This window comes from Polyangium sp. 6x1 (assembly GCF_029946515.1).
Taxonomy (GTDB): Bacteria; Myxococcota_A; Polyangia; order Polyangiales; family Polyangiaceae; genus Polyangium.
Window position 1 is genome coordinate 21,437 of record NZ_JARZHH010000034.1, and the last position, 19,008, is coordinate 40,444.

A 19,008-nucleotide genomic window follows, 5' to 3' on the forward strand; every position below is an offset into this window, starting at 1 on the left:
GCCTTGTCGTGGTAGCCCATGATACCGTCCCAGCCATTCTCCATGGCCTTCAAGAACCTCCAAACCGAAGAAATGCTCCAGGTCTCCGCCACCTGGACCGACCCCGAATCCCCCGCCCGCGCGGCCATTCTCTCCATCCCCGACCTCTCCGCCAAGCTCCCTCGCATCGACGAGATTCATTCCATCCTCGCCACCGCCGCCCAGCCGTCCAAGAATCCGCGGCTCGACGAGATCAGCGCCGAGGAGGGCAAGATCGACCTCCGGCACGACGCCATCATTCGAGGTGTTCACGGCTATCTCACCTCCACCGCCGAGCTGCTCGGCGGCGAGGCCGGGGCCGATTTGATTCAGCTCCGCGACGTCCTCGTCCCCGACGGACTCCCCAGCATGCAAAAGACCTATCGCGCGCAGGCGGGCCAGGCACAGCAGCTCGCCGAGCGTCTGACGCCCGCAATCACATCGCGCACGAATACCATCTTCATCGGCCATGGGCCTGCGCAGAGGTTCCTGACGGAATACCTCCAGGAGTGGATTGCGCTCGGCAAGCATCTCGGCGAGCTCGAAGACGAAAAGGGCCGCCTCCTCGCCGAACAATCCGAGCTCGCCTCCGGATCGGCGCTCGTGAAGGCCCGCAATCGGTGGATTCGTGTCGCCAATTCCCTCGTCGCCGACGGCGAGCTCGCCGAGCTCGCACCCGCGACGGCGGCGCTGGTCTTCGGACCTCTCCGGGACGCCGAGAAGAAGGCCGACGCGCGAGCGCGGAGCGCGACCGCCGCCAAGCAAACCACGAGCGCGCCGGCGCAGACCCCCGAGGCACCCTGACGAACCACGCGACCCGCCGGTCCGAGCCGCTCCCACGCCGCACGAAACCACCCAAGAGCCGCGCCGAGCCGCCTTCCAGGTGGTTCGAAACCACCTGAAGCCCCCTCGGGACCGCCTCCTCGCGTGATTCGAACCACGCGGCAGCCAGTTCGATCCCCCTCCCGCGTGGTTCTGTCACCATACCCGCCCCCATGCCCGCCTACCGCGGCCGATTCGCCCCTTCCCCCACCGGCGCCCTTCACCTCGGCAGCGCCGCCGCCGCCCTTTTCTGCGCCGCCGCCGCCAAACAAGCGGACGGCACCCTCGTCCTCCGCATGGAAGACATCGACCGCCCGCGCGTCGTCCCCGGCGCGGCCGAGGCCATCCTCGACGACCTCGCGTGGCTCGGCCTCCGCTGGGACGAATCCCCCGTCTATCCACGCTTGGGGGCTACGCTCGGACAAGCCGAGCTACGCCCCCAAACCCCCAACGGCCCCTTCGCGCCGTACGTGCAATCCGAGCGCCTCGCCCTTTACGAAGCCGCGATCGACGACCTCGCCGCGCGCGGGCTCGTTTACTACTGCGATTGCTCCCGCGCCGAGATCGCCCGCGTCGCCAGCGCGCCGCACGCCGGCGAGGAAGGGCCACGGTATCCCGGCACGTGCAGGCGCTTCGGCATGCAGAAGCGCGACTTCCGCCGCCCGCCCGCCGTTCGCCTCGCCGTGCCCGACGACGACCGCGCGATCGTCACCACGAACGATCGCGTCCTCGGCCCCTGCACCGAGCACGTCGGCGCGGTGACGGGCGACTTCGTCCTGCGTCGCGGCGACGGCGTCTTCGCGTATCAGCTCGCCGTCGTCGTCGACGACCTGCACATGCAGATCACCGACGTCGTGCGCGGCGGCGACCTGGCGAGCTCGTCCGCGCGACAGATCCTCCTCAGCAAACTTCTCCGCGGAGCACCTCCAACGTTCGCCCACGTCCCCTTGCTCGTCGCCGATGACGGCAGCCGCCTCGCCAAGCGGGACAAGCTCATGGCGCTCCGTGATCATCGCGACGCCGGTCGCGACCCGCGCGCGCTCGTGCGCGCCATCGCCCGCGCGTACGGTCACGACCTCGGCGACGCCGAGGCGCCGCTCGAAGCCCTCGCCGCCTCGCTCGATTGGTCTCGCTTGCCTCGCGAAGCGGTGCGCGTGTCGGCGATCGTCGCACACGTGTGAGCGACGTTTTGCGATGCGTCGCCCCGGCTCGCGTCGGCTGCGGTAGGATGGCTCGCCGATGCACCGCGAGAGCTCCGCCACGTCCGATGCGCTCCTCGGAGCCGTCATCGACAAGCGCTTCCGCGTCATCCAGTACCTCGGCAGCGGAGGCGTCGGTCACGTCTACGTCGCCGAAGCGCTGCGCGGCGGACGCAACGGTCCTCGCGTCACGGTGAAGGTGCTGCGCCCCGAGCACCAGTCGAACGACATGCTGCGCGCGCGCTTCCACCGCGAGGTCGCCGCCGCGACGCGCATCGTCGATCCGCGCGTCCTCCAGATCCACGACTGCGGCACCCTGCCGAACGATCTGCCGTACTTCGTGGCCGAGCTTCTCGTCGGGCTCGACCTCGCCGACACGCTCTCCTACGCGCGCACGCTCACGCCCGCCCGCGCCACGCGCATCGCCGTCGACACCGCCTTCGCCCTCGCCGCCGCGCACACGTCCGGCGTCGTGCATCGCGACGTCAAACCGGAGAACATCTTCCTCGTGCACGCGCCGGACGGGCGCGAGCTCGTCAAGCTGCTCGACTTCGGCTTCGCGTGGATCGACGGCGATCCTGGAGGCGTCGGTTCCTTCCGCCTCACCACGCGGCGCTCGGCCGTCGGCACGCCCGAGTACATGCCGGCGGAGCAGGCCGCGGGCGACGTCGCGCAGCCGACCGCGGACATCTACGCGCTCGGTGTCGTGCTCTTCGAGATGCTCGCCGGCCGTCCGCCGTTCGTCGGTCCGGCCGCGGTGGTCGCCGAGAAACACGCCGTCGAGCGCCCGCCCCAGCTCCGCATGGTGAACGCCGCGCTCGAAGCCTCGACCGCGCTCGAAGCGGTGGTCGTTCGCGCGCTCGAGAAGGACCCGAGCCGCCGCTACGGCTCGGCCGCCGCCATGGCCGAGGCCCTGCGCGACACCCCCGAAGGTCGCTGTTTACGGTGAGAATGCTAACTTGTCTGCGCTGGCCATTTGCCCCCGGGGCCGTCCCCTGCTAGACGCGGTGAATCCTCTCGAAGGGCGGCCCTGGTCGTGCGCAACGCTCGGGCGAGCCGAGCAAAACTCCCACGAGCCGCATGGAAGCCATGGGGCGAACGACCCCCTCCCCTCTGAATCCCCTCCCTGATTACGCCGAGGCTGACCTCGAGCCGAGCTACACCATCGGCCCGGCTCCGCTCCCGCCGTCCGAGCCTGCGCGTCGTTACGACGTCTCTTTCGACGAGGCGCGCATCGACCCGGATGTGCAGAAGGTCCTTCGGCGCCTCACGCGGCACGGCCACGAGGCTTACCTCGTCGGCGGCTGCGTCCGCGACCTCTTGCTCGATCGGAGCCCCAAGGACTTCGACGTCGCGACGAGCGCGCGGCCCGAGGAGGTGCGCGAGCTCTTCCGCAACTCCCGCATCATCGGCCGACGCTTCCGCCTCGTGCACGTCCTCTTCCAGGGCGGCAAGGTCATCGAGGTCGCCACGTTCCGGCGCAACCCGAAGGACGACGGCGACGAGTCCGCCGAGCTGCTCATCCGCAGCGACAACGTCTTCGGCGTCGCCAGTGAAGACGCCATGCGGCGCGACTTCACCATGAACGCGCTGTTCTACGACATCGAGGCGCGCCAGATCCTCGACTGGGTCGGCGGCATGGCCGACGTCGAGCGCCGCGTGGTGCACACGATCGGCGACCCCGAGACGCGCTTCCGCGAAGACCCGGTGCGCATCCTGCGCGCGCTCAAGTTCGCAGGCAGGCTCGGCTTCGCGATCACGCCCGACGTCTACGACGCGATCGTCTTCTGCCGCGAGTCGCTCGCGCTCGCCGCGCGCCCGCGTCTGTCGGAGGAGATCCTGCGTCTCTTGCGCGGCGGTCAGGCGCGCCGGACGATCTACCTCGCGTGGGAGACGGGCGTGCTCGACGTGCTCCTGCCCGAGCTCTCCTCGCTGCTCTACGACGAGGATCGCGAGGACGGGCCGGGTGTTCGGCAGTGGCGCTTGCTCGAGTACATCGATCGGCGCACCAACGAGGAAGGCCCGCTCGACGACACCGTCCTCTGGACCTTGCTCCTGCTCGAACCGCTCAAGGAAGCGTGCGACGGCGCGCGCGACCGAGGCGCCGCCGTGGCCGATTTCCTCGAACCGCTCATCGAGCGGCTCGCGCTCTCGCGCAGGTACGCCGACGGCATCCGCCGCATCATCGGCGTCATGCCGCGCCTCTCCGCCGGCCGCGCCGGTCGTTTCGCCCGCACCGAGCTCTTCCAGGCGGCCCTGGACGTCGCGTTCGCCGACCTCACCGCGCGCGGCGAGCCCACGGCCACGCTCGAGCGGTTCCGCGGCTCGGCCCCCTCGACGTCGCTGCCGCACCACCACCATCGCGAGCGGCCGCATCCGTCGCATCGCGGTCGGCGGTAAGACGACACCCTCACCCCTCTCCCTCGCGGGAGAGGGGAGAAGATGCGGAGGATCCATGCCGAGCTCGAACGACGCGGACGATCTGCTCTCGCGACTCGATCGCCTCGAATCGGTGGAAGCGCTCCGCGCGCTCAAGGCGCGGTACGCGGTCCTCGCCGACCGTTGCCTCGGCGCGCCGAGCCACGCGAACGCCCTCGCGCTCGCGGACCTCTTCACGGACGACGCCGCCGCCGACTACGGCCCGTTCGGCGTGTTCTCCGGCAAGGAAGAGCTGCTCCGCGCTTTCGCCGAGGTGCTGCCCGCGGGCACGCGCTGGAGCGCCCACCACGTCGTGAACCCGGTCCTTTCGGTCCAGGGCGATACCGCCGAGGGCACGTGGTGCTTCCTGGTTCACCGCATCCCGCGCGACCCGCCCGACGCCGCTCGGGCCACGGTGTTCGGCGGCTACGAAGAAAAGTACCGCCGCGTAGGAGGCGTCTGGAAGATCGCCTCGCTCGTCGTGCGCTACTCCATGCCCTGACGCGATCTCCCGCGCGTTCCGTGGAACTTCCGCGCCCTTCGTGGTTCACTAGCGGAACGTCATGCGCGTGGCTCCTTCCCCGCTCCCCGCCCGCTCGCGACTTCAACGCGCCCTCGCGCGCCTGCCGTTCGTGCCGTTCGTCCTCGCCGCCACGATCGCCCTCTCGGGCACGGTCGACGCGCAGCAGAGCACGATCCTGCACGAGTTTCTCCCGCCCGATCCGCAGGAGAACCTCTCGTTCAACACGACGACCATCGACGGCGATCTGCCCGCCGCGGTGCAGACGCCGAGCGGCATCGCCACCGCGCCCGATCCACGCAGGCCGCCCGACGCGCGCAACCTCTACGGCGGCTCGACCACCGACGACACACCCGAGTCCACCTACGAGCCCGACCGCGACACGCGCCGCCCCAACGTCGAGAACTACGAAGACCCCTTCACGCCGTCCACCGCGCCCTTCAAGCGCCTGCGCGCCTTCGACGCCGTCCTCGACGACTACACCCTCGCCGTCCGCGACAAGACGCTTCACCCCGTCGCCATCGGCGGCGCGCTCGCGCCCGGCGAGGAGACGTTCTACGGCGACTTCTCCGTCGGCCTCGTCCCCGATCAGCCGGTGCGCATCCCGAACGTCGGGCCCGGCTCGCGTCTGCTCCGGCTGAGCTCGAACCCCGAGACGCGCATCGAGGTGCTCCGCGACGGCGCCGACAACTGGTTCGTCCGCGGACACGATCGCAAGGAAGTGCGCCTCGTGGTCCAGCTCGGCATCCCGCGCGCCGCGTTCGGCAGCGCGTTCGCCGACGTCGGCTGGACCGAGCTCGAGCGCCTCGTGCCGCCGCAGCCCACCGCGCACCGCGCCGCCTTCGCCCAGGTCGCCGACGCGATCGGCATCTCGCGCGCGATGCGTCCGCGCGACGTGCTCGAAAAAATGGTCGGCTACTTCCGCTCGTTCGAGCCCTCCGACGATCCGCCGCGCGGCCGCGAGGACATCTACCTCGACCTCGCGCTCACGCGCAAAGGCGTCTGCCGACATCGCTCGTTCGCGTTCCTCGTGACCGCCCTCAACGTCGGCCTGCCCGCGCGCATGATCGTCAACGAAGCGCACGCTTGGGTCGAGGCCTTCGATGGGAACATCTGGCATCGCATCGACCTCGGCGGCGCCGCGCTGAACATGGAGGCGCAGCAGGATGATCGGCCCGCGCATCAGCCGCCGGCCGATCCCTACGCTTGGCCAGAGAACCAGGACTCCGGGCAGGAGATGGCGGACCGCTCGCGCCAGAGCGGCGGCCAGAGCGGCAACGCGCAGAACGGCGGGACGAACGGGAGCGCGCCTTCGCCGAGCGCGACGACGTCCTCCAGCGCGAGCCCGCCCGAGCCTGCGCCGAGCGCCACGGAGCCTGTCGATCCGAACGCGCCGCCCGCGGAGATCACGGTGGGTGAGGTCGGCCGGGACGTGCGTCGTGGTTTGCCCGTGATCCTGCGCGGCGAGGTGAAGAGCGGCGGCAGCGCTTGTCCGAACGTGCGCGTCGACGTGCTCTTGCGCAGCTCGACCGCGCCCGAGGGCATCGTCGTCGGCTCGCTCTCCACCGACGATCGCGGCGGGTACAACGGGCCCGTCGTCATCCCGCGCGAGCTGTCGCTCGGCGAGTACGAGCTCGTCCTGCGCACGCCGGGCGGCGCGCGTTGCGGGGCAGGGGAGACGAAGTGACCGCGCGGGGCGAGCCGTAGGTGTTCGTCGAGGGCGCGCCACGCCTCGCCGTGGGGGCTGCCGTGATCGATCGCGGCGAGGACGAGCCGCGCATCTTGCTCGTCCGCCGCGCGCGCCCTCCGATGGCCGGGACGTGGTCCTTGCCGGGGGGACGTGTCGAGCCGGGCGAGCGGCTCGAGGTCGCGGTCGCTCGGGAGGTCTCCGAGGAGTCGGGGCTCGTCGTCAGAGTTGGTCCGCTCGTCGAGGTCGTCGAGGTCATCGATCCCCCGTACCATTACGTGATCCTCGATTACGCATGCCTCCGGACGGGCGGCGACCTACGGGCGGGGGACGACGCGAGCGAGGTGATTCTCGCGCGCGTGGACGATTTCGTCCGTCTCGGCGTGACGGAGGCCGTTCGGCGCGTCGTGACCCGGGCGCTCGTCTTGCGATGAGGTCGAACGGCGGGATCGTCCGGGCGCCATGCCAGAGGCCTGCGCAATCCCCGTGCAAGGGCCGCGCATCGCGAAGGCGGCCCTTCGTTCGGAACGGATGAATTGCATGTGAGGGACGTGGGAATCTGTGCGCCACGCCGGGCCTCCGTGGCCCATCGATTGCACCCCCAACCTTCGTGCGCATTCTCGAAGTCGACCCCGGCCGCTGGCGCGTCGAATTCGACAGCGGCCTGGGCCTCGAAGTGGTCTTGTTGTTCAGCCGCACCGTGGCCTTCTGGCGATGGGGCGGTGAGCTCTTCGCGGAGGTAAATATCGGGGAGTCATGAAGGCGAGTGGAATTGCAGAGGAGATTCCAGAAGAGCCTGCCCGATGGCAGGCTCTTCCTGTTTTCGGCGCGGAAGCCAGGTGTGGTAGCCTCGTCGCCCGAAGCGCATGACGAGAGCACGACGAGCGTTTTTACGAGTCACGGGTGCGGCCACGTTTGCCTTGCTCTCCGCGGCTTGTGGGGCGGGCAAGGGCGTGGGCCCCGGCGTGGTCTCGGGGCCGGCGACGATCTCCGCGGGGTATCGGGAGCCGCCGCGCGTCCTGTCGGGGCAGCGCTGCTTGCGCCTCGCGGACGGGCGGGTGGCGGTGGCGTCGGTCGGGCGCGGGGCGGATCAGGTGATCCTGCAGGCGAGCTGGACGTCCTCGGAGCCCGTGCTCGATTACCTGTGTCGCCGCGAGGACGTCGCGCTCCTTTTCCGGGATGGCCGCGTGGTCCTTCGCAGCCTCGACGCGCGCTACGGCCCCGAGAGGCCTTACAACGACTTCACCGACGGGGGCGTCGGGTTCGAGGCGAAAGGCGGGACCCGTCTCGCCGAGGTCGTCAGCCGGGACTATGGGCTCGTCTGCGTGACGGGCGACGGCCAGGTGCGTTGTCCGCGGGACATGAAGGCGATTTACGGGGAGCTCGAGGCATACGGCCCCATCCGGACGCTGTACGCAAAGGGCCGGGCCGCGCTGCTCGCGGACGGTCGATTCGTCCTCGGAGGCCCCGGACGCCCGACGAACCAGGTGCTGCTCGATCGGGTGGTCCGGGTGTCGATGGCGGACTTCGGATTCAACAGCCTCGTCGGGTGCCTGGTGCGCGACGACGCGAGCGTGTGGTGCTGGGGTCGGAACGATTTCGGCCAGCTCGGCGACGGCACGCGCGAGATGCGCGACATGCCCGTGCGGGTGGTCGGATTGCCGCGCGTGGTGGATGTCGCCACGTCCGGCGAGCACGCCTGCGCGATCGACGAGCAGGGCGACGTGTGGTGCTGGGGCCGCTCGAAAGACGGAGAGACGGGCGAGGCGGGCAAGGCCGCGACCAAGGACGTCGAGGTGTGCCCCGTCGACGAGAAGGCGACCCAGGAGGCGCGGAAATGGGCGGAAGAGCATCCCCCGTGCGAGCCGTCCCCGAAATCGAGCTCGCCCGTCGAGGTGGTCGATCCAAATGTGCCAGTGCGACGACCCGACGACGCATGCGCGCGGCTTCAATGGAATGCGCGGCGCGCCGGGGAGAGCGTGGCGCCCGTGTACAAGCGCGTCCCCGGTTGCGTGATGCCGGACGACGTCCGCGAGGGTCATGCGATGCCGGTGCGGATCGACGTCGAGGGCGCTGTCGCCGTCGACGCTTCGCCCGGACGGACGTGGGCGGTGCGCCGGGACGGCGTCATCGTGATGTGGGGAGCCGACGCGAGGGCCGGCGGCGCGCCGCGCATGCAGGCGTTTCCCGTGGAGAAGAGCGCGGGCGCTTCTCCTAGTTCGCGCTGACGACCTCTTTCCGCGCCGCCACCACCCAATCCCGCGCCTCCCATCCCCGCTCGTTTGCCAGCACCACCGGCACCGGCCGATAGAGCGCCGTCGCTGTCACCGTCGCGCCCGGACAACCCGCCGGAAGCACGAACGAATGCAGGCTCGTGACAGGCGTGAGCGGCGGCAGGCGATTGTCGCTCACCATGTCCACGGCGCGATAATGCGGGACGAACCGTGCTCCCTCCGCGCCCATGAGCACCCGCGCGAACGCCTGCCCCGGCGCGCCCGCGAGCGCCGCCGCGCCCGACCCGTCCATCACCTCCGCCCCGAGCCCATTCCCGAGGAACACCCGATCCCCCGGCATCACGTCCGCCTGTCCCGCCACCACGATTTGCCCGTTGCCCGCCGAGAGGATGTTCAATTCCGCGACGGGCACGCGCATCGGAATGCCTTTTTCCGCCGGCGAGAGCGCCGGATCCGCGAAGAAGCCGATTCCCGGATAGTCCAGAAACGTCCCCGTCTCCCGCACCACCCGCAGGACCTGCCCCGGCTTCGCGCGGGCCGCGCCCTCCGGCCAGGACCATTGCGTCCCCGTGACCGACACGTCCTCTCCGAGCACGCCCTCCGCCCACGCGCCGCCCACGTCCGGCACCGTCGGCCCCGCGCTCGCCACGAGCCGCTCGCCGCAGGCCTCGGCGCGAACCAAGAGCACGAGCGCGCGCATCGGCTCGCCCGTCGGCAATGCGTGCCCGCATCCCTGGTTCGAGAGCGTCACCGACACGTCGACCACGCCCCCCGTCGCCTTCGCCGTCATCCACATCCCGAGCGCCAGATCCAGGAGCCGCGGCGTCCCCGCGAGCGGGCCGCGAAATGCATGCGATCGAATCTGCTCCGGCGGGCGCACGAATCCAAACGTGATGCCGCCATTCTTCGGCGTCGTCTTGTCCAGCGTGTTCCAGAGCCCCTCGTTCGGCGGCATGTGGCAATGCTGGCAAGGCGCGCCCGCCTCCGCCCACGGGCTCGCCGACCACTCCGCGAACGTCGAATGCACGGGCAGGCCGCCGGGGAACCGCGCCGGATCGACCGTCTGGCCCGGCAAGAGCGCCGGCTGCGCCTGCTCGTGGCAGCCCGCGCAGAACGTCGCCTCCGAGAATTTCGGCTGATAACTCCCACCCATGAACTCGTTCGGCACGTCCGGCAGCGGCCCGAACATCACCTGACGGAGTTTTCCGAGGGGGTCGTTCGAGACTTTTTCGCTCGGCCGCTGCAAGACGAGCCGGCCCGCCGTCCCCGGCGGCTTGTCGAGGTCGATGTCGCTCACCTTGTGGCACGTGTCGCAATGGTTTCCATTCTCGAACGCGATCCCCGTCGCCTCCAGCAGATCCCGCCCGCCCGCCTTTCCGTCGAGCCCCGCCGCGTGACAATCGGCGCATGCGCCGAATTGGGTGGGTTTGTCCGCCGCGGGCAGGGCCGGATCGTCGCAGGCGAGCGCGCCCTTCGCGCCGCACCCATTGAGATCCGGCAAGACCCCGCCGCCGAGATAACAACGCGGCGCCGTATCCATCATCGTGCCCGGCACGAGGCCCTTCCGCCATTCGCCGCCCGCCGCCGCGCACGACGCCGCGTCCGCGTGCGCGCGCGTCGTTCCCGCATAAAGATCCTGCACGAGCGGGTCGCGCGTCGCCTTCGCGTGCGCCGATTGCTGAAATTGCGCGACGAGCGTCGTGTGACAATGCCCGCAGATCGCCGTCGTCGCGTCGAGGTTCTCGTCCCCGACGCCCGGCACGCCGAATTTGTAGCCGTCGGCATTGTCCGGCGGCGCCGCCTCGTGAAGGACGAGCTCGATCGGCCCCTCGGGCAGCGCGTCGAATTCGATCCCGGCGCTCCGATAGCCCACCTTCGCAGCGACCACCGTGGGCGCGCCCGGGATCGACGCGGAGAGCTCGATCGAAAACGCGCCGTCAGGCCCCGTCACGAGCGCGGGCGCGCCGCCGCCTTGCATCACGATCGCGCCGGCGAGCGGCGACGCGCCGTCCGTCACCACGCCCGTGACGGTGAACACGTCGGGAAGCGCGCCGCCCGCGCCCGTCGTCGGGCCCACCGTCGCCGAAGACGACGACGACGACGCCACGGACGCCGCCCCGCCTTGCCCGCCCGCGCCACCTGCGCCCGCGGGGTCGTCTCCACCACAACCGGAGAGCATCCGGGTTGCGGCCGTGGCCGCGATCCAGGCCGAGGCGAGACGCGCATGTTTGCCGGGACGCCACATGCACCCGACCCTACCACCACGCTCATACGTTTGCGCGAGACGCGCCTTCGGGGGACGCTCGGGGCATGGATGAGGATGTGCTGATCGCGCGGGCGTCACGCGCCCCGTGGTTGCTCGTCGCGACGGACTTCGACGGCACGATCTCCGACATCGTGCGCGAGCCGGAGCACGCGCGCGGCAGGGACGACGCGCTCGCCGCGCTTTCCAAGCTTTCTGTCACCCCCGGCGTGGGCGTGGCCGTCGTCTCGGGGCGCGACCTCGAGAGCCTGCGCGCGCGGACGGCGATGCTCGGGTCGATCTACCGCGTCGCGGAGCACGGAGCCTTCATCGAAGAGCCCGACGGCAACCTCCTTCGAGCGCCGAACGGCCTGCTGTCGGACGAGATCATCGATCGCGTCGCGCACCGCGCCGAGGCCATGGCCGCGCGCGTGCCCGGGATGCGCGCCGAGCGCAAGGTGCGGAGCGTGGCCGTGCACGTGCGCGAGGTCCCGCCCGCGTCGCGCGAGGCTGCGGCGGAGGTGCTCGCCGCGTTTCGCGAGCTCGCCGCGGCCGAGGGGCTCGCGGTGATGGACGGACGGCAGGTGGTCGAGGCGCATGATCCGGCGGCCTCGAAGGACGACGCGCTCGAACGGCTCCTCCGGCAGTTCGCCGAGGACACGTTCCTGATCTACGCGGGAGACGACACGACCGACGAGGGCGCGATCGCGCTGGCGCGGCGGCGTGGTGGGGCGGGGATTTACGTGGCGTCGGCGGAGCGGCCGACGCCGAGCGTCGAGGCGGACCTCGTGCTGCCCGGCCCCCGCGCGTGGGTCGACATGCTCGCTCGGATCGCGTCCGCTCGTTCCGCTTGAACGAGGCCGCCTGACCGGTGGCTCCTTGCGCCTTTCGCGCGCGAAGGATCCTGCCGATTGGGATCTCTCTAATGGACGCGGCGGGTGTAGCCCTTCCAGTACTGCTCGCGGAGCACGAACTTCTGTAGCTTGCCCGTCGCCGTCCTCGGGAGCGCGGGAACGAAGTCGATGCTGGTTGGACACTTGTAGTGAGCGAGGTGCTCGCGGGTGAAGGCAATGAGCTCTTCCGCCTTCACCGACTTGCCGGCGCGGAGCACGACGATGGCCTTCGGCGTCTCTCCCCACTTCTCGCTGGGGACACCGATGACGGCGCACTCGAGCACCGCCTCGTGCCGATAGAGGACGCCCTCGACCTCCGGGGACGAGATGTTCTCGCCGCCGCTGATGATCACGTCCTTCTTCCGATCGACGATGTGAACGTTCGCGTGCTCGTCCCAGACGGCGAGATCACCGCTGTGGAAGTAGCCATCGTAGATCGCCTTGGCGGTCTCCTCGGGCTGGTTCCAGTAGCCTTCCATGACCACGCTCGAGCGGACGGCGATCTCGCCGATGCTCGTGTTGTCCTGCGGAACGGGCTTCCCCTCTTCGTCGACCACCTGGAGATCGACGCCCAGCACCTCGGTCCCGGCGCGGCCGCGCCGCTCGAAGTTCGCGCCGCCGGGGTTGTAGAAGTCCGGCACGTTGACAGAGACGATCGGCGACGTCTCGGTCAACCCGTAGATCTGGATGAACTGCCATCCGAGGACCTTTTCGAGGTGCTCGATGTGCGCCACCGGCGGCGGAGCGCCGCCCACCCACATGCGCGGGCGCGTCGTGATGTCGTAGCTCGCTCGATCGGCAAAATGGATGATCGTCGAGAGCACCGCCGGCGCTCCGCACAAGAAGGTGACCTTCTCGTCCGCGATGAGGCGGAAGATATCGCTCGCGACCACGGCGCGGAGCACCACGTGCGTTCCGGCGAGCGCGGTGATGGCAAAGAGGCCGCCCCAACCACTCGCGTGGAACATGGGCAATGTCCACAGCTCCACGTCGTCATGGTGGAGCCCGCCGAAGATCGCCAGGTTCAGCGCGTTGAGATAGCAGTTGCGCTGGGTGAGCATGACACCCTTGGGCCGCGCCGTGGTGCCGGACGTGTAGTTGATCGAGAAGACGTCATCCTCCGAGACGTCCACCGGCGGCGTCGCCGTCGTGGGCTCGAGGCCCGTGAGCGCGTCCCAGTCCTTCCATCCCGCCTGGGCGAAGGACTCCGCCGCGCCGCCAGCGACCACAAAGTGCTCGACGCGGTTCAGGCTCCCTCGGATCGGCTCGATGGCGCGCACCTGATCGTAGTCGGCGATGACGACCTTCACGCCCGCGTGATTGATGATGTACGCGTGCTCCTCGGGGGCGAGTCGGTAGTTGAGCGGCACCAGGATCGCGCCGATCTGGCTGACCCCGTAGAACGCCTCCAGGAAGTAATGGGAGTTCGGGCTGAGCATGCAGACGCGATCGCCCTTCTGCACCCCGAGCCTCCGCAGCGCGTGGGCGAGCTGGTTCACGCGCCCGTGGAACTGGCGATACGTGAAGCGCTTCGAGCCATCGATCACGCCGACCTTGTCGGGATAGAGCTTGCTGGCGCGCCGCAGGAAGTCGTTGACGAGCAGGGGGACCTTCATGGTCCGCAAAATCTACCGCGCAAACGTGGGCACCGTCGCCCTCGAACATGCGGTCGCTCGAGAGCCCTCGTGCATGCGGGCGTGAAGGTTTGGCTCCGTCGTCGAAGCGCGTGCCTCGACGAGGGCGCCGCGGTGTGGTGGGGTGGCTGCTCGAAGGAGGGCGTTGCGGGGGGGCGGGGGGCAGAAGAAGGACCGCTCGGTGGTCCGACCGGAGCCCCCCACCGTGGACCCGTCACTGACCGATGAGCGCCTTGATCTCCTCGGCGATCTTGTCCTCTTCGCCCTCGCCGTAGCCGGCGTGCATGTGGCGGATCGTGCCCGTCTTGTCGACGACGAACGCGGTCGGCATCTTGGGCGGGCTGTAGGCCTTCGCGGCGCTCTTGTTCTTGTCCCAGACGACCGAGAACTTCACGCCCGTCGCCTTGACGAACTCCTCGAGCTTGGCCTTGTCCGTGTCCTCTTCGTCGACGCTCACCGCGATGACGCTGAGGTCGCCGCCGAACTGATCGACGAGCTCCTGGTACTTCGGGAACGACTTCTTGCACGGGCCGCAGTACGTCGCCCAGAAGTCGATGATGGTCACCTTCCCGGCGGCTTCCTTCACGCTCTTCGGGCCCTCGCCGGTGACCGCCTCGGCGGTGAACTCGGGCGCCGGCTTCCCGACGAGGTCGCCCTCGGCGCCTCCGGTCTCTGCACCGCCGCCCGACGCGGCGCCGCCGCCGCACGCGGCGAGGGTGAGCGAGAGGGCCGCGCCCATGACGAGCGCGCTGAGGGTGCGGACAATCGACGATCTCGAGCTCATTCAGGTCTCCTGGTTTGCTAACACGGCGCTCTTTGCGCTCGGAAACTGCGGCTTCGGGCCTCTTTCGCGCGAGCACGACGGGCCCTTTGAACCGCGCGCACGGCGCGAGCTTACCTCAGCCCAAACCCACCCAGTCGACTTTGTGACGAACCAAGGGCACCATGCGAGGCCATGTCCGCGAGAACCTCGCCCGGGGTCCGGTCGCGCCGTACCCTCCGCGCCGCCCTCGCCCTGATCCCCGCCCTCGCGTTTGCGGCGTTTGCCGGCTGCCAGGTCAGCGTTGGGGACCAGGCGTGCACCGAGCAGTCGATCGTCAACGACAAGGACGACGCTTGTCCCTACGGCCCGCCCGGAGGTCCCAAGGTCCGCGAGACCGGCTGCCCCGAGCTCACGATCCTCGACCCGTCGGCGTGCACGACCGCGCCGAGCTGGGCCGAGGTCTACTCGATCCTCACGGGCCCTTCGGCGGGCTGCACGATCGGCGGTTGTCACGGCGCGGCCCCGGGCGCGCGCGGCATCTTCCTCTCGCCCGACAGCTCCGACGCGTTTTACGATGAGCTCAAAGGGTACTCGGGCGCCCAGGGGTATCCCTACATCAACGAAGAGGACCCCTCGCGCTCCTGGATCCTCTGCAACCTTCAGGGCACGCCGGGCGGCGGCGCGCCGATGCCGCCTCCGAGCGGCCTGTCCGACACCGACTACGCCATCATCGAGCAGTGGGCGCTCTGCGGCCTGCGCCGAACGGGCGGAGGCAGCGGCGACGCCGGGCCGTGACGCGGACCCCCTCAGAGGGGAGGGGACGCGCGATGCTGCATGGGGATGAGGGAATCGTTCTTGACGCGGGGCGAGAAAAACCCCGTTATACAAGAGAAAACCGGAGCTTCCCGCGATGCTGAACGAAGACACCTCTGCCTCGCTCGTCGTGCGCGCCGGTCGCGCGCTTCTCGTGGTCCTCGTGCTCGGCGGAGGTCTCCTCGCGAGCACCGGCTGTGCGCCCGTCGCGCCGTATGAGCGCGGCAAGCTCGCGCACCCGACGATGACGGCCGCCGACATGTCCGGGTTCGGCGAGTCGCACCTGCGCGCCATCACCGAGGGCGCGGTCGGGGGCAGCGGCGGCACCGGCAGCGGTTGCGGCTGCAACTGATCTCCTCCTCCCAGCCGAAGGTCGCCATCTTGTCGGATCCTTTTTTCTGGGGACGGGGCTATCGTGGCTTCCGCGTGATTCGCCGCCTCGCACAAGCCCTCCTCGCCCCGCTCGTCGCCGCCGCGATCACCTTGGCCCCCGCGCCTGCGAGCGCCGCGCCGAACGACGAGGAGGTCGAGGTCCTCGTCCAGACGGTGCTCGAGGCGAGCTACAAGGAAGGCAAGTACAAGGAAGCGCTCGACACGCTGAACCTCGCCAAGCAAGCGTGCGCGAAGAAGACCGCTTGCAGCACGAAGGTCCGCGCGAAGCTCTACGTCGCGCTCGGCACCGTGCTCGCGGGCGGCATGAAGAAGCCTGCCGACGCGAAGGCCGCCTTCGCCACCGCGATCAAGGAAGACCCGACCATCGCGCTCTTCCCTGAGTTCACCTCGCCCGAGATCGAGAAGGCGTGGAGTGAAGCGCGCTCCGGCGGCGCCTCGAGCGGCGGTAGCCCGGACACGAAAGACCCCAAGGCCGCGGCCGGCGCGTCGGGTGGTTCGAAGAAGCTCAAGGTCACGTACGACGGCCAGGCGCCGGCGCGCGGCTGGCGCACCGGCGAGGGCTCGTTCTACTACGAGCAGGCGATCCAGGCCGAGAAGGCGCGCGAGTGGCTCGACTGCGCCACGTACGGCCGGGCCTCCTACGAGGCCGAGGATCGCACCTCGACGCTCTTCCTCGTCGCCGGGTGTGAGGCGCGCGCGGGCCTCTGGGTCGAGGCCCTCGCCGACTACGAGGCCACGGTCGAGGCTGCGTCGCGCAAGAACATCCGCCAGATGAGCGCGCAGGCCCAGCGCCGCGCCGACGAGCTCCGCGCCAAGATCCCGAAGATCGTCGTCCAGAAGCCGGCGAACGCGACGGACCTCAAGATCCGCTTGAACGGCGCCACGCTCAGCGAGGATCAGCTCGGCGCCGAGATCCCCGTGAACCCCGGCGAACGTACGGTCGTCGCGACGGGCAAGGTGAACGGCGCCGAGCAGTCCTTCGAGCAGACGGTGAACGTCGCCGAGGGCGAGACGGCCACGGTCGAGGTCAAGCTCGTGCCGAAGGGCAAGGCGATCGACCGCGCGCTCGTCAAGTGCATGCAGGACGCGCAGACGCAGGACCAGTTCGACGACTGCATCGCGAAGAGCCGCAAGCTGCCCTTGAACCTCAAGTTCGGCCTGGAGTTCTCGGCGTACCACGACTCGGACAAGGTCGACGTCGTCAGCCCGACGGTCTTCTTCAACGTCGAGAACCCGACGAGCGGCTGGGGTTTTGGTGGCTCGTTCCTCGTCGACGTCGTCACGGCCGCGTCGACGGACATCGTGGCCACGGCCTCGCCGCGCTGGACCGAGCAGCGCTACGTGCCCGCGCTCGGCGGCCACAAGAAGTTCGGCGACGTCGACGTGAACCTGCACGCGGCGATGTCGATCGAGCCCGACTACCTGGCGACGAGCGTCGGCACCACGGTCGCGATCGACCTCAAGCAGAAGACGGTCACGCCGAGCCTGAGCTACGACTTCTCGTACGACATCGCGGGCCGATCGGGCACGAGCTACGAGGTCTTCTCGCGGCGCATCCAGCGCCACGCGCTCGACCTCGCCTCGTCGTTCGTGCTCGACAAGAGCTCGATCCTGACCACGAACTTCAGCGCGGTCATCGAGTCGGGCGACAGCTCCAAGCCCTACCGCTACATCCCGACGTTCTCGCCGGACATCGCCCCGCGCGTCTTGCCGGGACAGTCGCTCGCGACGGTGAACTTTTACAGGAACCCCGAGCGCATCCTCGAACAGCTCCCGCTCAGCCGACAGCGCTTCGCGCTCGCCGCCCGCTACGCGCACCGCTTCTCTGCGAGCACGCTGCGCGCCGAGGAGCGGCTCTACGCCGACAGCTGGGGCCTCAAGGCCACGACGACGGACCTCCGTTACCTCTTCGACGTCGGCAAGAACGTGCGCATCTGGCCGCATTTCCGCTTCCACGCGCAGACGGGCGCGGCCTTCTGGCAACTCGCGTACGTGGCCGAACGGACGCCCACGGGCCTGCAAGTGCCTGCGCTGCGCACCGGCGATCGCGAGCTCGGGCCGCTGCTCGGCGTGACGGGTGGTCTCGGCACGCGCATCGCGTTCGGCGAGAACAAGAACTGGGGCCTCATCGCGAGCGGCGACGTGATCTACACGCGTTTTTTGAACACGCTCTTCATCCTGCAGCGCTTTGGTTACTTCGGCGCGCTCACGCTGGAGGTCGACGTCGAATGATGACGGTCCGAACCGCCCTCGCCTCGTCGCTCCTCGTCCTCGGCGCGATCGGCATGTTCGTCGGCTGCGGCAACCGCGCCGTCGACGAGCGCATCGCCGCGCTCGGCGACGAGGACCCGAACGTCCCCGTCGGCGAGTTTCATCGCCCCGGACAGCCTTGCCTGCTCTGCCATGGCGAGTACCTGCGGGAGCACCCGATCATGAGCGTCGGCGGGACGATCTACGCGTACCCGACGCAGACAGCCGAGCAAAAGCCGCTGCCCGTCAAGGGCGTGAAGGTCAAGCTGACCGACTCGTTCGGCGAGCAATACGAGGTCGGCACGAACTGCGCGGGCAATTTCTTCGTCGAAGCGGAGAAGTGGGACCCGGCATTTCCGCTGCGCGCCGAGATCGAGTACCCGGTGCCCGGCGCGCTGGAGAGCACGAAGCGCGTGGTCATGTCGACGCGCATCAGCCGCGACGGATCGTGCGCGGGTTGCCATACGAGCACGCGGACCCAGGGTTCGCCCGGGTGGGTGACGTGCGCCGAGGCCGAGACGGAGCCGCCGTTCCCGCCGCAAGACGCAGCATGCCCGGGAGCCCCGAAATGAACACACGACGCAAGGCGAGCCTTCTTTGCTTCGGCGTGACGCTCTTCGTCGCCGCTGGTTGCGGCGATCTGGGCCCTGCGGTGAACGAAATCGCGGCGCCGCCCTTCGACCCGACCTCGTTCCGTGCGGTCTCGGCGGTCCTCGAGCGCCGCTGCGGCACGCTCGATTGTCACGGCCACGCCGCGCGGCCGCTGCGGCTCTATGGGCAATACGGGCTGCGCCGGTACGAGGAGCGCAATTCGCCGAACGTCGAGAACTACGACGAATACTATTCGGGCGGGAAGGAGCCGACGACGCTGGCCGAGCTGGAAGACAATTACCGCTCGATCCTGGCGCTCGAACCGGAGCTTTCGGCGAAGGTCTTCGCGAAGACGGCGGACCCCGAGGTGCTGTCGATCGTGCGGAAGGCGCGATTGCGCGAGAAACACAAGGGCGGGCTCTTGTGGAACAAAGGCGACCCCGGGGACGTGTGCATGGTCAACTGGCTGACGGGGAATACCGATACGACGCAGTGCGAGGTCGAGCTGGGTCACCCCTGAGTCCGTCGGCC

At 69.5% G+C, this 19,008-nt stretch carries 18 protein-coding genes; 15 read left to right on the top strand and 3 right to left on the bottom strand.

Annotation, left to right across the window (positions count from 1 at the left end; genetic code table 11):
- The first annotated feature begins 18 nt into the window (after positions 1 to 18).
- The 9 genes from QHF85_RS28160 (at position 19) to QHF85_RS28200 (ending at position 8,892) form a co-directional block, all read left to right on the top strand.
- Entirely contained in the window at positions 19 to 822 is an 804-nt protein-coding gene (locus tag QHF85_RS28160; protein WP_281330431.1) for a hypothetical protein, read from the top strand.
- Between the two features lie 191 nt (positions 823 to 1,013).
- A complete protein-coding gene (gene gluQRS / locus QHF85_RS28165) occupies positions 1,014 to 2,021 on the top strand; it encodes a tRNA glutamyl-Q(34) synthetase GluQRS (protein WP_281330432.1) in 1,008 nt (335 codons plus the stop codon).
- Between the two features lie 58 nt (positions 2,022 to 2,079).
- Positions 2,080 to 2,988 (top strand): serine/threonine-protein kinase, encoded by a 909-nt coding sequence (locus QHF85_RS28170; RefSeq protein WP_281330433.1) that lies wholly within the window; start codon positions 2,080 to 2,082, stop codon positions 2,986 to 2,988.
- Between the two features lie 140 nt (positions 2,989 to 3,128).
- On the top strand, positions 3,129 to 4,439 hold the full coding sequence (gene pcnB, locus QHF85_RS28175) for a polynucleotide adenylyltransferase PcnB (protein ID WP_281330434.1): 1,311 nt from the start codon (positions 3,129 to 3,131) through the stop codon (positions 4,437 to 4,439).
- Positions 4,440 to 4,494: 55 nt separating this feature from the next.
- On the top strand, positions 4,495 to 4,959 hold the full coding sequence (locus tag QHF85_RS28180; protein WP_281330435.1) for a nuclear transport factor 2 family protein: 465 nt from the start codon (positions 4,495 to 4,497) through the stop codon (positions 4,957 to 4,959).
- A gap of 67 nt (positions 4,960 to 5,026) precedes the next feature.
- Positions 5,027 to 6,664 (top strand): transglutaminase domain-containing protein, encoded by a 1,638-nt coding sequence (locus QHF85_RS28185; protein ID WP_281330436.1) that lies wholly within the window; start codon positions 5,027 to 5,029, stop codon positions 6,662 to 6,664.
- Positions 6,665 to 6,684: 20 nt separating this feature from the next.
- Positions 6,685 to 7,098 carry an NUDIX hydrolase gene (locus QHF85_RS28190; protein ID WP_281330437.1) on the top strand — a complete coding sequence of 138 codons (414 nt, stop codon included), beginning with the start codon at positions 6,685 to 6,687 and terminating at the stop codon, positions 7,096 to 7,098.
- Positions 7,099 to 7,274: 176 nt separating this feature from the next.
- Complete coding sequence (locus tag QHF85_RS28195) at positions 7,275 to 7,424, top strand: hypothetical protein (protein WP_153823572.1); 150 nt, start codon at positions 7,275 to 7,277, stop codon at positions 7,422 to 7,424.
- A 106-nt stretch (positions 7,425 to 7,530) separates the two neighbouring features.
- Positions 7,531 to 8,892: a hypothetical protein gene (locus QHF85_RS28200; RefSeq protein WP_281330438.1), complete on the top strand. Its 1,362-nt coding sequence runs from the start codon at positions 7,531 to 7,533 to the stop codon at positions 8,890 to 8,892.
- Here QHF85_RS28200 and QHF85_RS28205 read toward each other — a convergent pair.
- Positions 8,879 to 11,143: a carboxypeptidase-like regulatory domain-containing protein gene (locus tag QHF85_RS28205; RefSeq protein ID WP_281330439.1), complete on the bottom strand. Its 2,265-nt coding sequence runs from the start codon at positions 11,141 to 11,143 to the stop codon at positions 8,879 to 8,881. The two genes, QHF85_RS28200 and QHF85_RS28205, sit on opposite strands and share 14 nt — an antisense overlap.
- 65 nt (positions 11,144 to 11,208) lie before the next feature.
- Here QHF85_RS28205 and otsB point away from each other — a divergent pair, with 65 nt between their 5' ends.
- Positions 11,209 to 11,994: a trehalose-phosphatase gene (gene otsB / locus QHF85_RS28210; RefSeq protein WP_281330440.1), complete on the top strand. Its 786-nt coding sequence runs from the start codon at positions 11,209 to 11,211 to the stop codon at positions 11,992 to 11,994.
- Between the two features lie 68 nt (positions 11,995 to 12,062).
- On the opposite strand, the gene QHF85_RS28215 is transcribed toward otsB, so the two are convergent.
- Positions 12,063 to 13,649 carry a long-chain-fatty-acid--CoA ligase gene (locus tag QHF85_RS28215; RefSeq protein WP_281330441.1) on the bottom strand — a complete coding sequence of 529 codons (1,587 nt, stop codon included), beginning with the start codon at positions 13,647 to 13,649 and terminating at the stop codon, positions 12,063 to 12,065.
- 232 nt (positions 13,650 to 13,881) lie between these two features.
- Positions 13,882 to 14,451, bottom strand: coding sequence for a TlpA disulfide reductase family protein (locus tag QHF85_RS28220; protein WP_281330442.1), 570 nt, complete (start codon positions 14,449 to 14,451; stop codon positions 13,882 to 13,884).
- 171 nt (positions 14,452 to 14,622) lie between these two features.
- Here QHF85_RS28220 and QHF85_RS28225 point away from each other — a divergent pair, with 171 nt between their 5' ends.
- From QHF85_RS28225 to QHF85_RS28245, 5 genes are all read left to right on the top strand, one after another.
- Positions 14,623 to 15,225: a hypothetical protein gene (locus tag QHF85_RS28225; RefSeq protein ID WP_281330443.1), complete on the top strand. Its 603-nt coding sequence runs from the start codon at positions 14,623 to 14,625 to the stop codon at positions 15,223 to 15,225.
- A gap of 115 nt (positions 15,226 to 15,340) precedes the next feature.
- Positions 15,341 to 15,595, top strand: coding sequence for a DUF4266 domain-containing protein (locus QHF85_RS28230; protein WP_271928769.1), 255 nt, complete (start codon positions 15,341 to 15,343; stop codon positions 15,593 to 15,595).
- Positions 15,596 to 15,669: 74 nt separating this feature from the next.
- Positions 15,670 to 17,868 carry a DUF3570 domain-containing protein gene (locus QHF85_RS28235; protein ID WP_281330444.1) on the top strand — a complete coding sequence of 733 codons (2,199 nt, stop codon included), beginning with the start codon at positions 15,670 to 15,672 and terminating at the stop codon, positions 17,866 to 17,868.
- The gene (locus tag QHF85_RS28240) at positions 17,865 to 18,458 is read left to right on the top strand and encodes a hypothetical protein (RefSeq protein ID WP_281330445.1); all 594 of its coding nucleotides are present in this window, start codon (positions 17,865 to 17,867) and stop codon (positions 18,456 to 18,458) included. The genes QHF85_RS28235 and QHF85_RS28240 overlap by 4 nt, the downstream gene beginning before the upstream one ends.
- Entirely contained in the window at positions 18,455 to 18,997 is a 543-nt protein-coding gene (locus tag QHF85_RS28245; RefSeq protein ID WP_281330446.1) for a hypothetical protein, read from the top strand. Before QHF85_RS28240 ends, QHF85_RS28245 begins: the two co-directional genes overlap by 4 nt.
- Positions 18,998 to 19,008: the final 11 nt, after the last annotated feature.